Origin of the sequence: Duganella guangzhouensis (genome assembly GCF_009674535.1) — a bacterium.
GTDB classification, from domain to species: domain Bacteria; phylum Pseudomonadota; class Gammaproteobacteria; order Burkholderiales; family Burkholderiaceae_D; genus Rugamonas; species Rugamonas guangzhouensis.
The window spans coordinates 315,146-332,277 of sequence record NZ_WKJK01000002.1 but is presented as its reverse complement, the minus strand read 5'-3'; the positions used below and the strand labels follow the sequence as shown (position 1 = coordinate 332,277).

The 17,132-nt window shown below is 63.7% G+C and carries 13 protein-coding genes; 10 read left to right on the top strand and 3 right to left on the bottom strand.

Going from position 1 to position 17,132, the window contains the following annotated elements:
• Positions 1 to 121: 121 nt before the first annotated feature.
• The 6 genes from GJ699_RS04635 (at position 122) to GJ699_RS04610 (ending at position 5,132) form a co-directional block, all read left to right on the top strand.
• Positions 122 to 760, top strand: a complete 639-nt coding sequence (locus tag GJ699_RS04635; protein ID WP_154373567.1) for a response regulator transcription factor — start codon at positions 122 to 124, stop codon at positions 758 to 760.
• Positions 760 to 2,055: a sensor histidine kinase gene (locus GJ699_RS04630; protein WP_154373565.1), complete on the top strand. Its 1,296-nt coding sequence runs from the start codon at positions 760 to 762 to the stop codon at positions 2,053 to 2,055. The genes GJ699_RS04635 and GJ699_RS04630 overlap by 1 nt, the downstream gene beginning before the upstream one ends.
• 82 nt (positions 2,056 to 2,137) lie before the next feature.
• Positions 2,138 to 2,410: a hypothetical protein gene (locus GJ699_RS04625; protein WP_154373563.1), complete on the top strand. Its 273-nt coding sequence runs from the start codon at positions 2,138 to 2,140 to the stop codon at positions 2,408 to 2,410.
• A 54-nt stretch (positions 2,411 to 2,464) separates the two neighbouring features.
• Positions 2,465 to 2,683, top strand: coding sequence for a hypothetical protein (locus GJ699_RS04620; protein ID WP_154373561.1), 219 nt, complete (start codon positions 2,465 to 2,467; stop codon positions 2,681 to 2,683).
• Positions 2,680 to 3,129 carry a PIN domain-containing protein gene (locus GJ699_RS04615; RefSeq protein ID WP_154373559.1) on the top strand — a complete coding sequence of 150 codons (450 nt, stop codon included), beginning with the start codon at positions 2,680 to 2,682 and terminating at the stop codon, positions 3,127 to 3,129. The genes GJ699_RS04620 and GJ699_RS04615 overlap by 4 nt, the downstream gene beginning before the upstream one ends.
• A gap of 104 nt (positions 3,130 to 3,233) precedes the next feature.
• Complete coding sequence (locus tag GJ699_RS04610) at positions 3,234 to 5,132, top strand: MFS transporter (protein WP_154373557.1); 1,899 nt, start codon at positions 3,234 to 3,236, stop codon at positions 5,130 to 5,132.
• Positions 5,133 to 5,138: 6 nt separating this feature from the next.
• Here GJ699_RS04610 and GJ699_RS04605 read toward each other — a convergent pair whose 3' ends face one another.
• The 3 genes from GJ699_RS04605 to GJ699_RS04595 form a co-directional block, all read right to left on the bottom strand.
• Positions 5,139 to 6,668 (bottom strand): hybrid sensor histidine kinase/response regulator, encoded by a 1,530-nt coding sequence (locus GJ699_RS04605; RefSeq protein ID WP_154373555.1) that lies wholly within the window; start codon positions 6,666 to 6,668, stop codon positions 5,139 to 5,141.
• Between the two features lie 6 nt (positions 6,669 to 6,674).
• Positions 6,675 to 8,168 carry an ATPase domain-containing protein gene (locus GJ699_RS04600; protein ID WP_154373553.1) on the bottom strand — a complete coding sequence of 498 codons (1,494 nt, stop codon included), beginning with the start codon at positions 8,166 to 8,168 and terminating at the stop codon, positions 6,675 to 6,677.
• A gap of 98 nt (positions 8,169 to 8,266) precedes the next feature.
• A complete protein-coding gene (locus tag GJ699_RS04595; protein ID WP_154373551.1) occupies positions 8,267 to 10,423 on the bottom strand; it encodes a diguanylate cyclase domain-containing protein in 2,157 nt (718 codons plus the stop codon).
• 221 nt (positions 10,424 to 10,644) lie between these two features.
• Between GJ699_RS04595 and GJ699_RS04590 the strand changes: the two genes are divergently transcribed.
• The 4 genes from GJ699_RS04590 (at position 10,645) to GJ699_RS04575 (ending at position 17,122) form a co-directional block, all read left to right on the top strand.
• Positions 10,645 to 11,856 carry an efflux RND transporter periplasmic adaptor subunit gene (locus GJ699_RS04590; protein ID WP_371867456.1) on the top strand — a complete coding sequence of 404 codons (1,212 nt, stop codon included), beginning with the start codon at positions 10,645 to 10,647 and terminating at the stop codon, positions 11,854 to 11,856.
• 11 nt (positions 11,857 to 11,867) lie between these two features.
• Positions 11,868 to 14,999: an efflux RND transporter permease subunit gene (locus tag GJ699_RS04585; protein WP_154373548.1), complete on the top strand. Its 3,132-nt coding sequence runs from the start codon at positions 11,868 to 11,870 to the stop codon at positions 14,997 to 14,999.
• A 1-nt stretch (position 15,000) separates the two neighbouring features.
• Positions 15,001 to 16,440 (top strand): efflux transporter outer membrane subunit, encoded by a 1,440-nt coding sequence (locus tag GJ699_RS04580; protein ID WP_154373546.1) that lies wholly within the window; start codon positions 15,001 to 15,003, stop codon positions 16,438 to 16,440.
• Positions 16,441 to 16,510: 70 nt separating this feature from the next.
• Positions 16,511 to 17,122 carry a TetR/AcrR family transcriptional regulator gene (locus GJ699_RS04575; RefSeq protein WP_154373544.1) on the top strand — a complete coding sequence of 204 codons (612 nt, stop codon included), beginning with the start codon at positions 16,511 to 16,513 and terminating at the stop codon, positions 17,120 to 17,122.
• Positions 17,123 to 17,132: the final 10 nt, after the last annotated feature.

The window sequence follows — 17,132 nt, the reverse complement described above, 5'->3', positions numbered from 1 at the left end:
GTGGTGGTGTTAATTGCTACTTAATGGAAGTATACTATTCCATTGAATGGAAAAATAAAAGCCAAAATATCGCTGTAACGATGTGATATGCTTCGACCATCCAAGTGCTTCGAGGTAGTAAATGAAAAAAATACGCGTGATGCTGGCGGACGACCATCCGATCGTGATGACGGGTTTTGCGTTGTCGCTGGAAGGGCAGGGGCTGGAGGTGGTGGCGCAGGCGCGCACGCCGGAAGACGCGCTGGCGCAGTTCCAGCAGGTGCGGCCGGACGTGATCGTGCTGGATATCCGCTTCGGTGAACAGATGACTGGCCTGGACGTGGCCAAGCAGATCCTGGCACATCAACCCGACGCCGCCATCGTCTTCCTCAGCCAGTTCGATCAGGATAGCCTGATCAAGGAAACCTACCGCATCGGCGGCCGCGCCTTCATGACCAAGGATTGCGATCCGGCCGATCTGGCGGCGGCGGTGCGGCGTGCCGACGAAGGCCAGTTGTACTTCCTGCCGCATGTCGCCGAGCGTCTGGCCAATCTGTCGGTGCGTGGCGACGCTTCGCCGCAATCGCAGCTGGACGAGCGCGCACTGGAAATCTTCACCTTGATGGCCGAGGGCCTGACCAATGCCGAAATCGCCGAGAAGCTGGATGTCTCGACTAAAACCATCAGCAATATCAGCCAGGCGGTGAAGGAAAAACTGGGCGTGCATCGGCCGGCCTACATCACGCGGCTGGCGGTCAAGCATGGCTTGATTGAGCCCTGATGCGGCTGGACTTCTGGCGCCGCTGGAGCGTGCGCACGCGGTTGATGGCGATGACCGCCATGCCGCTGGCCTATCTGTTCTGCACGTTCGTCTGGTACGCGCATCAATCGCGGCTGACGGAGGTGCGCGAGGAGATGGCCGAGCGTGGCCCGCTGGTGGCCAAGGTGCTGGCCGACAGCAGTGAGTTCGGCGTACTCGCGCATCGCTACGATGATTTGAAGCTGACCATCAATGGCCTGCTGCGGTCCGATCCGAGCATCGATCGCATCGAGGTGCTGGATGCGCAGCGGCGCGAATTGGTGCACGCCGCCGCACGCGCCGGCAGTGGCGGCGGCGCGGAGCTGCGCTATTACGAAGCCCCCATCCTCAAGCGTTTGATGTGGGTGGCGATGCTGGGACCGGACGGCAAGCCATATCAGAAGGACCGCGCGCCTGGCGCCAGCGGCGTCACGGTGGAGACCATGGGCTATGTGCGGGTGACGATGTCACCATCCGCGCTGCTGCTGAAGCAGACCCGCAGGTTTTATGTCGAGCTGCTGGTCGGCAGTATCGGGCTGCTGGTGTGCGTGCTGCTGGCGTGGCAGTTGGCCCGGGGACTGGATGCGTCGCTGAACGCATCGCTGCAGGCGCTGCGCGAGGCGGATGCGGAGAAGCGTCGCTTGATCCGCCAGGTCAACACGGCGGTGGAAGATGAGCGCAAGAGTATCGCGCTGGAGATCCACGATGAACTCAATGCCACGCTGATCGCGGTGCGGCTGGAGGCGCAGCAGATCGCCAACCTGAGCGCCGAAGGCGAGGTGCGCGACAAGGCGCAGGCGATCGGCAAGTTGACCCTGGGCCTGTACAACAGCGGCCGCTCGCTGGTGCGCCGTCTGCGGCCGGAAGTGCTGGACATGCTGGGGCTGGACGGGGCGGTGGAGGAGATGGTGCGCCACTACGACAGCGCGCGCAGCGGTTGCCGTTTCGATTTCAGTGCCAGCGGCCACTTCTCGGGGATGGAAGGTGATATTGCTATCTCCGCGTATCGTATCGTTCAGGAAGCCTTGTCCAACATCGTCAAGCATGCGCGGGCAACCCATGCCAGTGTCGACTTGTCGCTCGGGCAGGGCGAGTTGCGCATGCGGATAGCCGACAACGGTGCCGGCTTCGATCCGGCGCAGGCATCGACCGGCATCGGCTTGATCGGCATGCGCGAGCGGGTGGCGGCGTTTGACGGCCACATCGTCATTGACACCGGCCTGACGGCCGGCACGCGTCTCAATATCACAATAGCCGTTCCGCAAAATTCTCTTTGAATGTAAACGATTCTCATTTACTATATTTGTTTGGGAATTTTGGCGTGGCCGGTGCAGGGCGCTATCTGAACGGAGGCCTGAGATGAACTGGATCTGTGCGGGCGTGGCGGGATTGGCGGCGTTGTGTCTTTATCTAGCATCGCCGCATCAGACATTGTGGCCGGCGGCCTTGCGGCGCCAGGCTTTTCTGCGCTGGCTGGCGGTGCCACTGGTGGTGGGCGCGGTGGCGGCGGCGGTAGATACCTACGGCGGCTGGTGCGGCGTGTGTGTCGCGCTGGCCGGCTTCATGACGGTGCTGGTGGTGTTGCCGTATCTGGATGCCTGGCACCGGAAGGGCGCGCGCCACGTCGGGTAAGTCTACACCGCAGGTGTATAGTCGATCCATGGACTTGGCGTGGGGAGATGTGCCATGGGAAAAATCGTCGCCGCAGCTTTGGATCTGGATGTTTTGCTCGCAGCCTATTCCGCCGGACGCATGGGGCGGCGGGAGATTGAGCAGGCCAGTGAGTTGTGGTTCGGCCAGATCCTGCAGGAGATGGCGCATCGTCATTTGCCTTTGCCACGAGTGGATGCCCGTCAGCATTACAACCTCACGCAGCAACGCCTGTTCGAGCGGGTGTTCGGATGAACATTGCGCTGATCGTTACCGATGCCGGCCCGCTGATAACGCTTGCGGTGGCGGATGCGCTTGACACGCTCAAGCTGCTGGGCGCGCGCGTGCTCATCCCGGATATGGTTGAGTTCGAAGTAGGCAGGCATACAGACAAGCCGGGAGCGAGAATTTTTCTGGCGTGGCTGGAAGCTAATCGTGGTGCTGTGGAAATAGCTCGCACCGAAGAGTTTGCCGAATTTTCGCGACTGCTGGCGTTGGACCCAGATCTGCGCACTCGCAACCGAGGTGAGATGGCTGCAGCGGAGGCGACTTTCCTGCATGCTCTGGAGCGGCGCAAGCTGATCGCGGATGCCGAGCTGATCCTGGACCGGGCCACTGCCGTGCCTGGCCCCACCGCGCGCGTTGACGGTGGATTGGCCACCAGCGGCGCCGACGATGCGCTGAACGCCTGGATACGTTGATCCCGCGCACGACAGTTGCCTTTCTGCATGCCTTTGTGAGGCGGCATGCGGTTATAATCCGCTCAATCTTTCCGGAAATTTCATAAAGAACGGATACCGCCCCCATGAGCCAGCCCAATCAGTTTGCCCTTCTGAAGCAGCGCCGCTTCGCGCCGTTTTTCTGGACCCAGTTTCTCGGCGCGTTTAACGACAATCTGTTCAAGACCGCGCTGATCGTCATCATCACCTTCGACGCGCTGAGCTGGACCACGCTGGCGCCGTCCACCATCACCAATCTGATTCCCGGTCTGTTCATCCTGCCGTATGTGCTGTTCTCGGCCACCGCCGGGCAGTTGGCGGACAAGTTCGAAAAGTCCAGCCTGACCCGCTTCGTCAAGTGGCTGGAGCTGGGCATCATGTGCGTGGCCGGCATTGGCTGGGTGACGCATCATCTGTGGTTGCTGATCGCGGCGGTGGTCGGCATGGGCGTGCATTCGACGCTGTTCGGCCCCGTCAAATATGCGTATCTGCCGCAGCAGCTGCAGCCGGATGAACTGATCGGTGGTAATGGCGTCACCGAGATGGGCACTTTCGTCGGCATCCTGATGGGCGAAGTGCTGGGCGCGATTCTGGTGGTGCAGCAGCCGCATGGCCTGCTGTACGAAGCCGCCGCCACTGTGCTGGTCGCGGCGCTGGGCCTGGCCGCCGCTTACCGCATTCCGCTGTCGCCGGCGCCGGCGCCGGACTTGAAGGTCAGCTGGAACTTTGTCAGCGAATCGATCCGCAATATCAATTTCTCGCGCAAGAACCGCAGCGTGTTCCTGTCCATGCTGGGCAACTCGTGGTTCTGGTTTTACGGCGCGCTGGTGCTGGCGCAGTTCCCGGTGTATGCCAAGGATTATCTGCATGGCGACCACAGTGCCTTCGTGCTGCTGCTGACGGTGTTCTCGCTGGGCGTGGGCAGTGGCTCGCTGCTGTGCGAGCGGCTGTCCGGCCGCAAGGTGGAAATCGGCCTGGTGCCATTTGGCTCGATCGGCCTGACCGTGTTTGGCATCGATCTGTATTTCGCCAGCCTGGCGTTCAGCAGCACGGCCGTCGCCGGGGCCCACCTGGACGCGCTGGCGCTGCTGGCCCAGCATGGCATGTGGCGTATTTTGTTCGACGTGCTGATGATCGGCATGTTCGGCGGCTTCTTCATCGTGCCGCTGTTTGCGCTGATTCAGCTGCGCTGCGATCCGCAGCACATCTCGCGCACCATCGCCGGCATGAATATCCTGAACGCGCTGTTCATGGTGGCGGCGGCCGGCCTGGCGATTGTGCTGCTGGGGCAGGGCTTCACCATCCCGCAACTGTTCCTGGTGACGGCGCTGCTGAACGCGGTGGTGGCGATCTACATCTTCTCGCTGGTGCCGGAATTCCTGATGCGCTTCCTGGCCTGGCTGCTGATCCACACCGTGCACCGCGTGCACACCGTCGACGCCGAGCGCATTCCGAGCGAGGGTGCGGCGGTGCTGGTGTGTAACCACGTCAGCTATGTCGACGCGATCGTGATCGGCGCCGCCGCGCCACGGCCGATCCGCTTCGTCATGGATCACCGTATCTTCAAGCTGCCGCTGCTGGGCTGGATCTTCCGCACCGCGCGCGCCATTCCGATCGCGCCGGCCAAGGAAGACCCGTGGCTGATGGAGAAAGCCTATGTCGACATCGCGCAGGCGCTGCATGAGGGGGAGCTGGTGTGCATCTTCCCCGAGGGCCAGCTGACCCGCACTGGCGACATCAGCGACTTCAAGGGCGGCGTCGCCAAAATCATCGAGCGCAGCAAGGTGCCGGTGATCCCGATGGCGTTGCGCGGCCTGTGGGGCCATCTGCTGAGCCGCAACCAGGAAAATGTATTCGAGCGCGCCTTCCGCAACGGCCTGCGTTCGCGGCTGGCGCTGGCGGTCGGCCAACCGGTGGCGCCCAGCGACGTCACGCCGGAAGACCTGAAACAGCGCGTCGCCGCGCTGCGCGGCGACTGGAAGTAAGGCCGCTCAGCGTGCCGCCTGCACCTGGTTGCGATTGTGGCGGGCGCCGGCCAGGCGGATGATTTGTTCCAGTTCCACCGGCTTCACCAGGTGATGGTCGAAGCCCGCTTCCATGGTGCGGCGGCGGGCGTCGCCCTGGCCCCAGCCGGTCAGGGCCAGCATCAGGATGCGCTCGGCGCCCGGCTTCTGCCGGATGGCGCGCGCGGTTTCGTAGCCGTCCATGCCCGGCATGCCCAGGTCCATGACGATCATGTCCGGCGCCCGAGTGTCCACCGCCGCAATCGCGGCGGCGCCGTCGTAGACGGTGCGGACGTCGAAGCCGTCCAGCTCCAGCAACGCGGTCAGTGAATCGGCGGCGTCCTGGTTGTCGTCCACCACCAGCACCTGCATTTTGTGGCCGTCGGCGTCCGCGTCTTGCGCTAGCGGCACCGGCTGGCGCTTGCCGGCGTGGTCCAGCACCGGCAGCCGGATCACGAACTCGCTGCCTTTGCCCGGCCCTTCGCTGTAGGCTTCCACCGTGCCGCCATGCATTTCGGCGAACTGGCGCGACAGGCTCAAACCGATCCCCAATCCGCTGGAAAACTGGCCGCTGACAGTGGCGCTTTGTTCGAACATGCGGAAGATGCGCGGGATGGTGTCGGCATGCAGGCCGATGCCGTCATCGCAGATGGTCACCAGCAGTTGGCCCTGGTCGGCCGCCGCCGACACCAGCACATGGCCGCCCTGCGGCGTGAACTTGACCGCGTTGGACAGGATGTTGGCGTAGATTTGCACCACCCGCGCATAGTCGGCATCCAGCATGATCTCGCTGGATGGCAGTTGCCAGGCGATGTGGATGTGTTTGGCGTCGGCGGCATGCTGGCACAATTCGCTGACGTGGCTCATCACCGCGCCGAGTGACGCCAGCTGGCGCTGCAGCGTGATTTTGCCGCTGGTGATGCGCGCCACGTCCAGCAGGTCGTCCACCAGCCGTGTCAGCAGCCGCACCTGGCGTTCGACCATGTCGCGGATGCGCGCCAGCGGCACCGAATCCGGATGCAAGCGGGTCAGCAGCGATACCGAGGTGCGGATCGGCGCCAGTGGATTGCGCAGCTCATGTCCCAGGCTGGCGAGGAATTCGTCCTTGCGCCGCGCCGCCTCGCGCACCTGATACTGCTTGTTGCGCGCGCGTAGTGTCGAGTGCAGCGCGGTGATCAGGGCCAGCGTGCGCACCGGGCGCTCCATCAGGCTCAGGTTGCCGAGGCCGGCCACCGCCTGCCGCACCGCCGACGAATCGGCACCCTTATGCGTCAGCAGCACGATCGGCAGGTCCGACCAGTCGGGCTGCGCGGCCACGCTGGCCTGCAGCAGCTGGTAGGCGCCGCGCGCCAGCGCTTCCTCCACCGTCAGCACGGCGCCGACGCCGCGCTCGATTTCCTGCGCCAGTTCGTCCAGCGAGCTGCATACATGGCTATCGATCGCGGCCAGCGACAGCACGCGCGCGGTCAGCGGTGCATCCTGACCGGTGGGGGCGTAGATCAGAATGCGCGATTCCATGCTGGCTTACTCCGCCGGTGCATCGGCATGGGCTCCGCCGTGGAAGGTCGGCACGCCGGTCAGCACACCGTGGAAGTCCTTCAGCACCGGTCCCACCGTCAGACCGGCGGAACCGATCTGGAAGCGGCGGATGGTGCGTTCGTGCGCGCTGCCGCGTTTTTTGAATACCGAGATCGCCTGGCGCACCTCGCCCTCGGCCTCGAAGTAGCGCAGCATGATGACGTTGTCGGCCAGGTAGCTGGCGTCGATATTGGTGTGCATGGCGCCGCCCAGCATGCCTTGCTGGACCCCGACCAGGATGCTGACCACGCCGCGTTGGCCCAGATAGGTCAGCAGCTCGTGCAGGTAGAGGATCAGGAAGCGCTCGTCCGGCACCGCGTTCAGATAGCCATTCAGGCTGTCGATGACGACTACCCGTACATCCTGCTCCACCGCCTGCGTGACGGCGCGCGCGAATTCGCCCGGCGCCAGCTCGGCCGGGTCGATCTGCTGTACGGTCAGCAGGCCGCGCTCCAGCGCGTCGCTCAGGTCCATGCCCAGGTTGGCCGCGCGTTGGAGCATATTGGTGCGCGCCTCTTCAAACAGAAACATGGCGCAACGCTCGCCGCGCTGGGTGGCCGCGTGCACGAACTGCGCCGCCAGCGACGACTTGCCGGTACCCGACGGCCCCGAGATCAGGGTGCTCATGCCGACGTCCAGGCCGCCGCCGATCAGCGCGTCCAGCGTCGGCATGCCGCTGGACAGCTGCTGATGTGGCTTGGCTTCGCGCGAGTCGGCCGCCACCAGGCGCGGGTAGATCTGCAGGCCCCCGCGCAGAATTTTGTAATCATGGCCGCCGCCGCGATAAGCGATGCCGCGGTATTTGACCACCCGAAGGCGACGCCGTTCGATGCCATACGCCTGGTCGCTCAGCTCCAGCTTCAGCACCGCGTGCGCCACGCTGCGCACCTGCAGGTCGGTGGACAGGGCGGTACGGTCGTCAAGGAAGATGGTGGTGCAGTGACGGCTGCTCAGATACTGCTTCAGCGCCAGCACCTGGCGGCGGTAGCGCAGTGGGTTTTCCGCCAGCAGCTGCAGTTCGGACAGCGAATCGAGCACCGCGCGACGCGGTTGATACCGGTCCACCGCCGCCACAATGCGCTGGGTGACATTGCCCAGCTCAATCTCGGATGGGTGGAACAGCGTGTACTGCTGCTCCGGGGCGAGCGCGTTCTCGTCCGGAATGATTTCCTCGACGTGGATGCCGTCCAGACTCCAGCCGTGCGACTGCGCCACGCCGCTCAACTCGGCCTGGGTTTCGGCCAGCGTGATGTACAGCACCGGCTCGCCCTGGCGCACGCCCTCGTTGAGGAACTGCAGCGCCAGCGTGGTCTTGCCGGTGCCCGGCTCGCCCTCCACCAGATACAGGCGGTCGCGCGTCAGGCCGCCGGCCAGCACGTCGTCCAGGCCCGGCACGCCGGTGGATAGAAAGTCGGAAGTCTGGCTGTTTTGCTCGTTCATGGACAGGATTCGCAAGGACAGGATGTTGTCCGGAATGCTACCCGAAACGGCAAAGCCGTGATGTTCGATAGCGCACCCAGCGCACCGGCACTGCTGGCTTAGCGGCGCGCGCGCTGCAAGGCGCTTTGCTGTTTGTGGCGGTACATGGCGCGGTCGGCGCGGCTGAGCAGCGCCTCGGTGTCCTGCGGATCGTCCGGATGGTGGATGGCGATGCCGATGCTGGCGCTCAGCGTCATGCTGGTGGTCTTCAGCACAAATGGTTCGCGCAGGATCTGCAGCAGATTGTCGGCCGCTTCCTGGGCCGCCTCGTCGTTGTGCAGCATTTCGATGATGACGATGAATTCGTCGCCGGCCAGGCGGCCGACGGTGTCGGTCTTGCGCACGGCGGCGCGTACCCGCTGCGCGAATTGACGCAGCAGTTCGTCGCCTTCGTCGTGGCCATGGCGGTCGTTGATCTGCTTGAAGCGGTCGAGATCGAGGAAGAACACGGCGCAGCTCTGGCGCGTGCGGTTGGCGCGCTGCAGGGCGTCGGGCAGCGCCTGCATCAGCGCGCGCCGGTTGGGCAGGCCGGTCAGGGTGTCCTTCAGCGCCATCTCTTCCATCGACGCGAACAGCGACTTGCGCTCGCTGATATCGTGCAGGAAGGCGATGAACAAATGGCCGCTGCTGCGCGGCACATAGGCCAGCGACACTTCCACCGGCAACTCCTGGCCGGCACGGTTGTGCAGCGTCAGCTCGATGCGGCGGCTCATCACAGCGGCGGCGGCGCTGGCGCGGTCGGCCAGCAGCCGCATGTCGCGCTCATAGGCGCGGCGCAGCAGCGGCGGCAGCATCATGGCCGCCATCGGCTGACCGATCACCTCGTTGCGCTTCCAACCCAGCAGCCGCTCGGCTTGCAGGTTCCACTCGCGCACCACGCCGCCCGGATCGAGCGCGATGAAGGCATCGTGGGCGTTGTCGAGAATCGCGCGCAACTCGGCCGCGCGCTCCTGCAGCAGTTGCTGGGTGCTTTGCTCCTGCGCCAGCGCGCGCTCCAGTTGCAGCGCCTTGCGGGCGATTTCGCGGGTGCGCTCGGCCACCGTCGATTCCAGCTTTTCATTCAGGCCGCGCAGCGCGTCCAGGTGATGCTGTTCGTCGCGCAGCAGCGCGGCCAGGGCGCGCGACAGCACCTGCACTTCATGGTAGTTGTCGCTGCCCGGAATCGGCGGCAGCACCGGCAGCACCGGATTGTCGGCCGACGCGGCCTGGCGTTGTTCGATGGCGTGGCTGAGCGCATTCAATGGCCGCGTCATGCGGCGCGCCACCACGGCGGCGGCCAGCGCCAGGGCGACGCCGAGGATGGCGCCCAGCATCAGGATCTGGCGTTCCAGCGCGCGCGCGCCGGCCAGGGCCAGCACTTCCGGCTGGCGTACCAGGATGGACCAGGTCAGCGTGGCCGGATCGTCGGGATCGCCGCTGCGGGCGTAGCCGGTCAGATAGCTGCGGTCGTCGGCCCAGGTTTCCTTCAGCGAGCCGCTGGCGCCGCCCTGGGCCAGTTTCAGGCTGTCGCTGCTGAGTTTGGTTTCTTCCGTGCCCGGCGGGCCGAGCATGACGGTGCCATCGCCGCGCACCACGAAGATGTCGGCCGAGTATTGGTGGTCGGCCGGTGCCAGGATGGTATGCACCATGCGCCGCGCCCAGCCCCAGCTCATGTGCACGCACAGCACGCCGCGATAATTGCCGGCCGGATCGAGCAGCGGGCCGGCGGCATCGACGAAGCGCCACGGGTCGCTGCTGACCGGCAGTTTCTTGCCGAGCAGGGTGGCGGGGTGGAAGTCGCCGGCGTAGATCTTGTCGCGGCCATCCTTGAACCAGTCGCGCGCGCTGACATCCACGCCCTCCAGCACGCCCTGGGTGGCGGCAAACACCTTGCCGTCGGCGTCGGTCAGGCCGATCCAGGCATAGTCGGGGAAGGTTTTTTGCAGGCTTTCCAGGATTTGCCGCACCTCGGCCGGCGACGTGGCGGCGCGCACTTGTGGCAGCTCGGTCAGTAGCTGGACGTCGCCGGTGGCCTTGCGCACCACATTGTTGAGCGAGTCGCGCATCTGCCATGACAACTGCTGCAGGCGCTGTTGAGCTTCGTTACGGGCGTAGGCGATGGCGAAGTGATCAACTAGGATCAGCAGTGACAAAACCGTCAGCAACACTGTGGCGCTGACGCCGACCGTCACCAGCGTGGTCAGGCGCGGACGGGCAGAAGGGGACTGCAGGGGCATGGGCTGCAAGGGTGGAAGCTCAAAAAGATGACAGAATGAAATTAACTGATTGTAGCATTGCAAGTCCTGGGGACCGCTGCAACTGGTCGAATATTGCGCGATTTTGCCACGCTTAAAATTTACTTAAGGTTTCTGCACCGCACAAAAAGGTTGCTTGACATAATTAGAATGATCGTTCATTCTATAGGTTGTGCTTATTATTTATACAGAAAGCCCACTCCATGGAAGCCTTTTTCTGCAAAAAACCAATGCTGCGCACCGCCGGTGCCGCAGCCCTGATCTCCGTGCTGGCCGTCATGGCCGGCTGCTCCAAATCCACCTCCGAAGCACCTCACCAGCAGCAGGTGGCGGAAGTGGGCGTGTTCAAAGTGGCGCAAGCGCCGCTGCAGATCACCACCGAACTGCCGGGCCGTACCAGCGCCTATGAAGTCGCTGAAGTGCGTCCGCAGGTCGGTGGCCTGATCCAGAAACGCCTGTTTGTCGAAGGCGCCGACGTCAAGGCCGGCATGCCGCTGTACCAGATCGACGCGGCCACCTACCAGGCTACCTACAACTCCGCCAAGGCCGCACTGGCCAAGGCCAAGGCGACGCTGCTGACCTCCGAGCCGAAAGTGTCGCGCTACAAGGATCTGGTGGCGATTGAAGGCGTCAGCAAGCAGGATTACGACGACGCCGTCGCCACCTACGAGCAAGCCAAGGCCGATGTAGCTTCGGCCGAAGCGGCGCTGCAAACCGCCAAGATCAATCTGGATTACACCCACGTCAACGCGCCGATCAGCGGCCGTATCGGCAAGTCCAGCGTGACGCCGGGCGCGCTGGTGACCGCCAGCCAGACCACCGCGCTGACCACCGTGCAGCAACTGGACCCGATCTACGTTGACGTTACCCAGACCAGCGAAGACATGCTGCGCCTGAAGCGCGAACTGGAAAGCGGCGGCCTGAAAAAGAATGGCGCCCAGGCCAAGGTCACGCTGATCCTGTCCGATGGCACCAAGTACGCCCAGGAAGGCAAGCTGCAATTCTCCGACGTCACGGTTGATACCAGCACCGGAAACGTTACCCTGCGCGCGCTGTTCCCGAACCCGAAACACGACCTGCTGCCTGGCATGTTCGTGCGCGCGGTGGTGGATTCCGGCGTCGACGAAAAAGCCATCGTGGTGCCGCAGCAAGGCGTTACCCGTAACAGCAAGGGCGAAGCCACCGCGCTGGTGCTGAACAAGGAAGGCAAGGTTGAGCAGCGCGTGCTGGTCACCGGCGGCACCCAGGGCGACAAATGGCTGGTCAAGTCCGGCCTGAACGACGGCGACCTGCTGATCGTGGAAGGCGTACAGAAAGTGAAACCGGGCGCACCGGCCAATGTCGCCAAGCCTGCCGCCGCCGTGGCCACCAGCGCCGGCGGTGCCGCGCCTGCCAACGCCAAGAGCGCGCAGTAAGGAGATAGCACATGTCCCGTTTCTTTATTGATCGCCCGATTTTTGCGTGGGTGGTCGCGATCGTCATCATGCTCGCGGGCGTGGCGTCGATTCTCGGCCTGCCGATATCGCAATACCCTAGCATCGCACCGCCGTCGATTTCGATCACCGGCACCTATCCTGGCGCCTCGGCCAAAACCGTGGAAGACGCGGTCACCCAGATCATCGAACAGAAGATGAAGGGTATCGACGGCCTGCGCTACATGTCGTCGACCTCCGATTCGACCGGTGGCATCAACGTCACGCTGACCTTCAAGAACGGCACCAACCCGGACATCGCCCAGGTGCAGGTGCAGAACAAGCTATCGCTGGCGACGCCGTTGCTGCCGACCGCCGTGCAGCAGCAGGGTCTGACCGTGGCCAAAGCCACCAAGAACTTCCTGATGGTGCTGGGCTTCGTGTCGGAAGACGGCTCGATGAAGCAGGCCGACATCGGTGACTACGTGACCGCCAGCGTGATCGATCCGATCTCGCGGGTGGAAGGCGTGGGCGACGTGACCAACTTCGGTTCGCAGTACGCCATGCGGATCTGGCTGGACGCCGCCAAGCTGCAAAGCTATCAGCTGACGCCTGCCGACGTATCGTCGGCCATCAGCGCGCAGAACACGGAAGTGTCGGCCGGTGAACTGGGCGGTCTGCCAGCAGTGGCCGGCCAACAGCTGAACGCCACCGTGACCGCGCAAAGTCGTCTGCAAACCGCCGAGCAGTTCGGCGCCATCCTGCTGAAAACCTCGTCCACCGGCGCCACCGTGCACCTGCGCGACGTCGCCCGCATGGAACTGGGCAGCGAAACCTATACCATCCTGGCACGCTACAACGGCAAGGCGGCATCCGGCCTGGCGATCAAGCTGGCCACCGGCGCCAACGCGCTGGATACCGCCAACGCTGTCAAGGCGAAAATCGCCGCGATGGAGAAGCAGTTCCCGAAAGGCTTGAAAGCGGTGGTGGCATTCGATACCACGCCATTCGTCAAGCTGTCGATTGAAGAAGTGGTGAAAACCCTGCTCGAAGCGATCGTGCTGGTGTTCCTGGTGATGTATCTGTTCCTGCAGAACTTCCGCGCCACGCTGATTCCAACCATGGCGGTGCCGGTGGTGCTGCTGGGTACTTTCGCGATTCTGTCGGCGCTGGGCTATTCGATCAACACCCTGACCATGTTCGCGGTGGTGCTGGCGATCGGCCTGCTGGTAGATGACGCCATCGTGGTGGTGGAAAACGTCGAGCGGGTGATGACGGAAGAGGGCTTGTCGCCGCTGGAAGCGACCCGCAAGTCCATGACCCAGATCAGCGGCGCGCTGGTGGGTATCGCGCTGGTGCTGTCGGCGGTGTTTGTGCCGATGGCCTTCTTCAGCGGTTCGACCGGCGTGATCTATCGCCAGTTCTCAGTGACGATTGTGTCGGCCATGGTGCTGTCGGTGCTGGTGGCGATGATCTTCACGCCAGCGCTGTGCGCCACCATCCTGAAGCCGGTGGAAAAAGGTCATCACATGACCAACAAGGGCTTCTTCGGCTGGTTCAACCGCACGTTCGATCGCGGCACCAACAAGTATCAGGGCATCGTCGCTTCGATTCTGAACCGTGGCGGCCGCGCGCTGGTGATCTACGCCGGCCTGCTGGTGGTACTGGCCTTCGTGTTCATGCGTCTGCCGACCTCCTTCCTGCCGGAAGAAGATCAGGGCATGATGTTCTCGCAAGTGCAACTGCCAACCGGTTCGACCCAGCAGCGCACCCTGAAAGTGATCGAGAAAGTCGAGAACCAATTCCTGGTGAATGAGAAGAACAACGTCGCCTCGGTGTTCGCGGTGGCTGGTTTCAGCTTCTCGGGTAATGGCCAGAACAGCGGCATGGCCTTCGTGCGTATGAAGGACTGGTCCGAGCGTACGGGCAAGGAGAATCGCGTCAGCGCGATCGCCGGCCGCGCCATGGGCGCCTTCTCGCAGATCAAGGAAGCGATGGTGTTCGCCTTCGCACCGCCTGCGGTGATGGAACTGGGTAACGCCACCGGCTTCGACCTGCAGCTGCAGGATATCGGCGGCGTTGGCCACGATGCACTGATGGCGGCGCGTAACCAGATGCTGGGCATGGCTTCCAAGAGCCCGGTGCTGGTGGGTGTGCGTCCGAACGGCATGGAAGATACGCCGCAGTACAAGATCACCGTCGACCAGCAGAAGGCGATTGCCCTCGGCCTGACCGTCGCCGATGTGAACTCGGTGCTGAGCACCGCCTGGGGTAGCGCTTACGTCAATGACTTTATCGACCGTGGCCGCGTGAAGAAGGTTTACCTGCAAGGTTCGGCCGACGCCCGTATGGTGCCGGAAGACTTGAACAAGTGGTTTGTGCGGAATTCCAGCGGTACGATGGTGCCTTTCTCGGCCTTCTCGACCGGCAAGTGGATTTACGCCTCGCCGCGCCTGGAGCGCTACAACGGCCTGCCGTCGACCGAGATCCTCGGCCAGCCGGCGCCGGGTCAAAGCTCGGGCACCGCGATGATGGAAATCGAGAAGCTGGCGGCGCAACTGCCGCCGGGTATCGGCTACGAGTGGACCGGCCTGTCGACCGAAGAACGCGACTCCGGTTCGCAGACCACGCAGCTGTACGCGATCTCGATTCTGATCGTGTTCCTGTGCCTGGCCGCGCTGTATGAAAGCTGGTCGGTGCCGTTCTCGGTGCTGCTGGTGGTCCCGCTGGGTATTATCGGCGCGGTGCTGGCGACCTATGTGTTCAAGCTGTCGAACGACGTCTACTTCCAGGTTGGCCTGCTGACCGTGATCGGTCTGGCGGCGAAGAATGCGATTCTGATCGTGGAATTCGCCAAGGAACTGCAAGAGGCAGGCGAAGATCTGAAGAAGGCCACGCTGCACGCGGTGAAACTGCGTCTGCGTCCGATTCTGATGACCTCCATCGCGTTCGGCCTGGGCGTGTTCCCGCTGGCGATCAGCAGCGGTGCCGGTTCCGGCAGCCAGAACGCGATTGGTATCGGTGTGTTGGGCGGGATGCTGACCGCAACCTTCCTGGGCATCTTCTTCGTGCCGCTGTTCTTTGTGCTGGTGCGTGGCTACTTCGCGAAGAAGGCCGCTCCCGCAACCGCTGTAGAGGTGCATTGATATGAAAAAGTCTTTAATCACAATGGCGGCGCTGGCGATGTTGGCCGGCTGCAGCCTGGCGCCGGTGTATGAACGCCCGGCGCAAGCGGTGCCGCAGGCATTCCCGAGCGGCGACGCTTACAAGGGTGTGCCGGCTGCCGCGGCCGACGCCAAGCCGGTGTCGCAAATCCTGTGGCGCGAGTACTTCACCGACGCCAAGCTGCGCAAGGTGATCGAGCTGGCGCTGGCCAACAACCGCGATTTGCGCGTGTCGGCGCTGAATATTGAAAAGGCCAAGGCCGAGTACAACATCGACACCGCGGCGCTGCTGCCTAAACTGTCGGTGTCGGTCGGCCAGACCGCGTCGCGCACGCCGGGCACCATGACCAGCAGCGGCAACCCGACCATCAGCCGCAGCTACAGCGGTGGTCTGGCGCTGTCCTCGTATGAGCTGGACTTCTTCGGCAAACTGCGCAACACCGCCGATGCCGGCCTGCAGACTTACCTCGGCACCGAGGAAGCGCGCCGCACCCAGCAAATCACGCTGGTGGCGGAGGTGGCCAACGCCTACCTGACGTTGAGCGCGGACCAGCAGCGTTTGAAGCTGGCGCAGGATACGCTGAAGTCGCAGCAGACCACCTATGAGCTGATCCAGAAGCGCTTCGCTTCCGGCGTGGTGGCGGGACCGGATCTGTACGACGCGCAAACCAGTGTGGAATCGGCGCGCAACGACGCGGCGGTCTACACCGCCCAGGTGGCGATCGACCAGAACGCGCTGACCTTGCTGGTGGGCGCCGCCGTGGCGGACGATCTGCTGCCAACTGGTGAACTGAACGAAGTGACCCAGCTGGCGCCGATTCCGGCCGGCCTGCCATCGGACCTGCTGCAATCGCGTCCGGACGTGCAGGAAGCCGAGCGCACGCTGCGCGCCGCTAATGCCAACATCGGCGTGGCGCGTGCCGCCTTCTTCCCGAGCATTTCGCTGACGGCGACCGGCGGCAGCGCCAGCTCCAGCTTGTCCGGCCTGTTCAAGGGCGGCTCCGGCGCGTGGACCTTCATCCCGCAACTGACGTTGCCGATCTTCGATGGTGGCGTCAACAACGCCAACCTGTCGATCGCCAAAACCAATCGCGATATCGCTGTGGCGCAGTACGAGAAAGCGGTGCAGACCGCGTTCCAGGAAGTGGCTGATGCACTGGCCACGCGCGGCACGGTGGAGCAGCGTTTGAGCTCGCAGCAGGCATTGGTGCAGGCGTCGGAGAAGAGCTACACCATCAACGAGGCGCGCTACCGCAAGGGCGCGGATACTTATCTGAACGCGCTGGTGTCGCAACGTTCGTTGTACTCGGCGCAGCAAACGCTGATTACCACGCGCCTGGCCAAGACCAGTAACGCCGTCTCCCTGTACAAGGTGCTGGGCGGCGGTTGGCAGCCGGAGCTGCCGCAAACGCAGACGCGATAAGTGAGCCGGCGGTGGCCGCGTCAGCGCGGCCGCCGCCATTTCTACCCAGGCACCATAACCAAGGAATAGTATGAGCACCCCGGTCAAACGCCGCACCGACCCTGAGCGCGCACAGAACCGCCGCAATCAGGTGTTGCAGGCGGCAGCCGTGTGTTTTGCCCGCAGCGGCTTCCACGCCGCCAGCATGTCGGAGATTTCGAAAGAAGCCGGCATGAGCGCCGGCCATATCTACAACTACTTCGACAACAAGGACGCCATCATCATGGCGTTCGTCGACCTGCACGCCGAAGACGTGCTGACCAACCTGAGCGAGCTGGATAGCCTCGATGATCCGCTGCAGTCGATGATCGACAACGCGCACGAACACGTCGCGCGCCGGCTCGATCCCAATTGCTCCGATCTGCCGATGGAGATGTTTGCCGAGGCGACGCGTAATCCGAAAATCGCTGAAGCGCTGCAGGCGGCCGATCGCCGTGTGGGCGACCGCTTCCGCCCCATCGTCAAGCGTGAACGCGAGAAGCGCGGCCTGCCGATCGACGACGCGCTGCTGGACGGCCGCATCAACACCATGGTGGCGCTGTTCCACGGCTTGCCCATCCGCGCCATACAGCGTCCGGACATGAACCGCGACTCCCTGGTGGAGGGGTATCGCCTGGTACTGAAGGTATTGTTGCTGGGCTGATTTGTCTCGT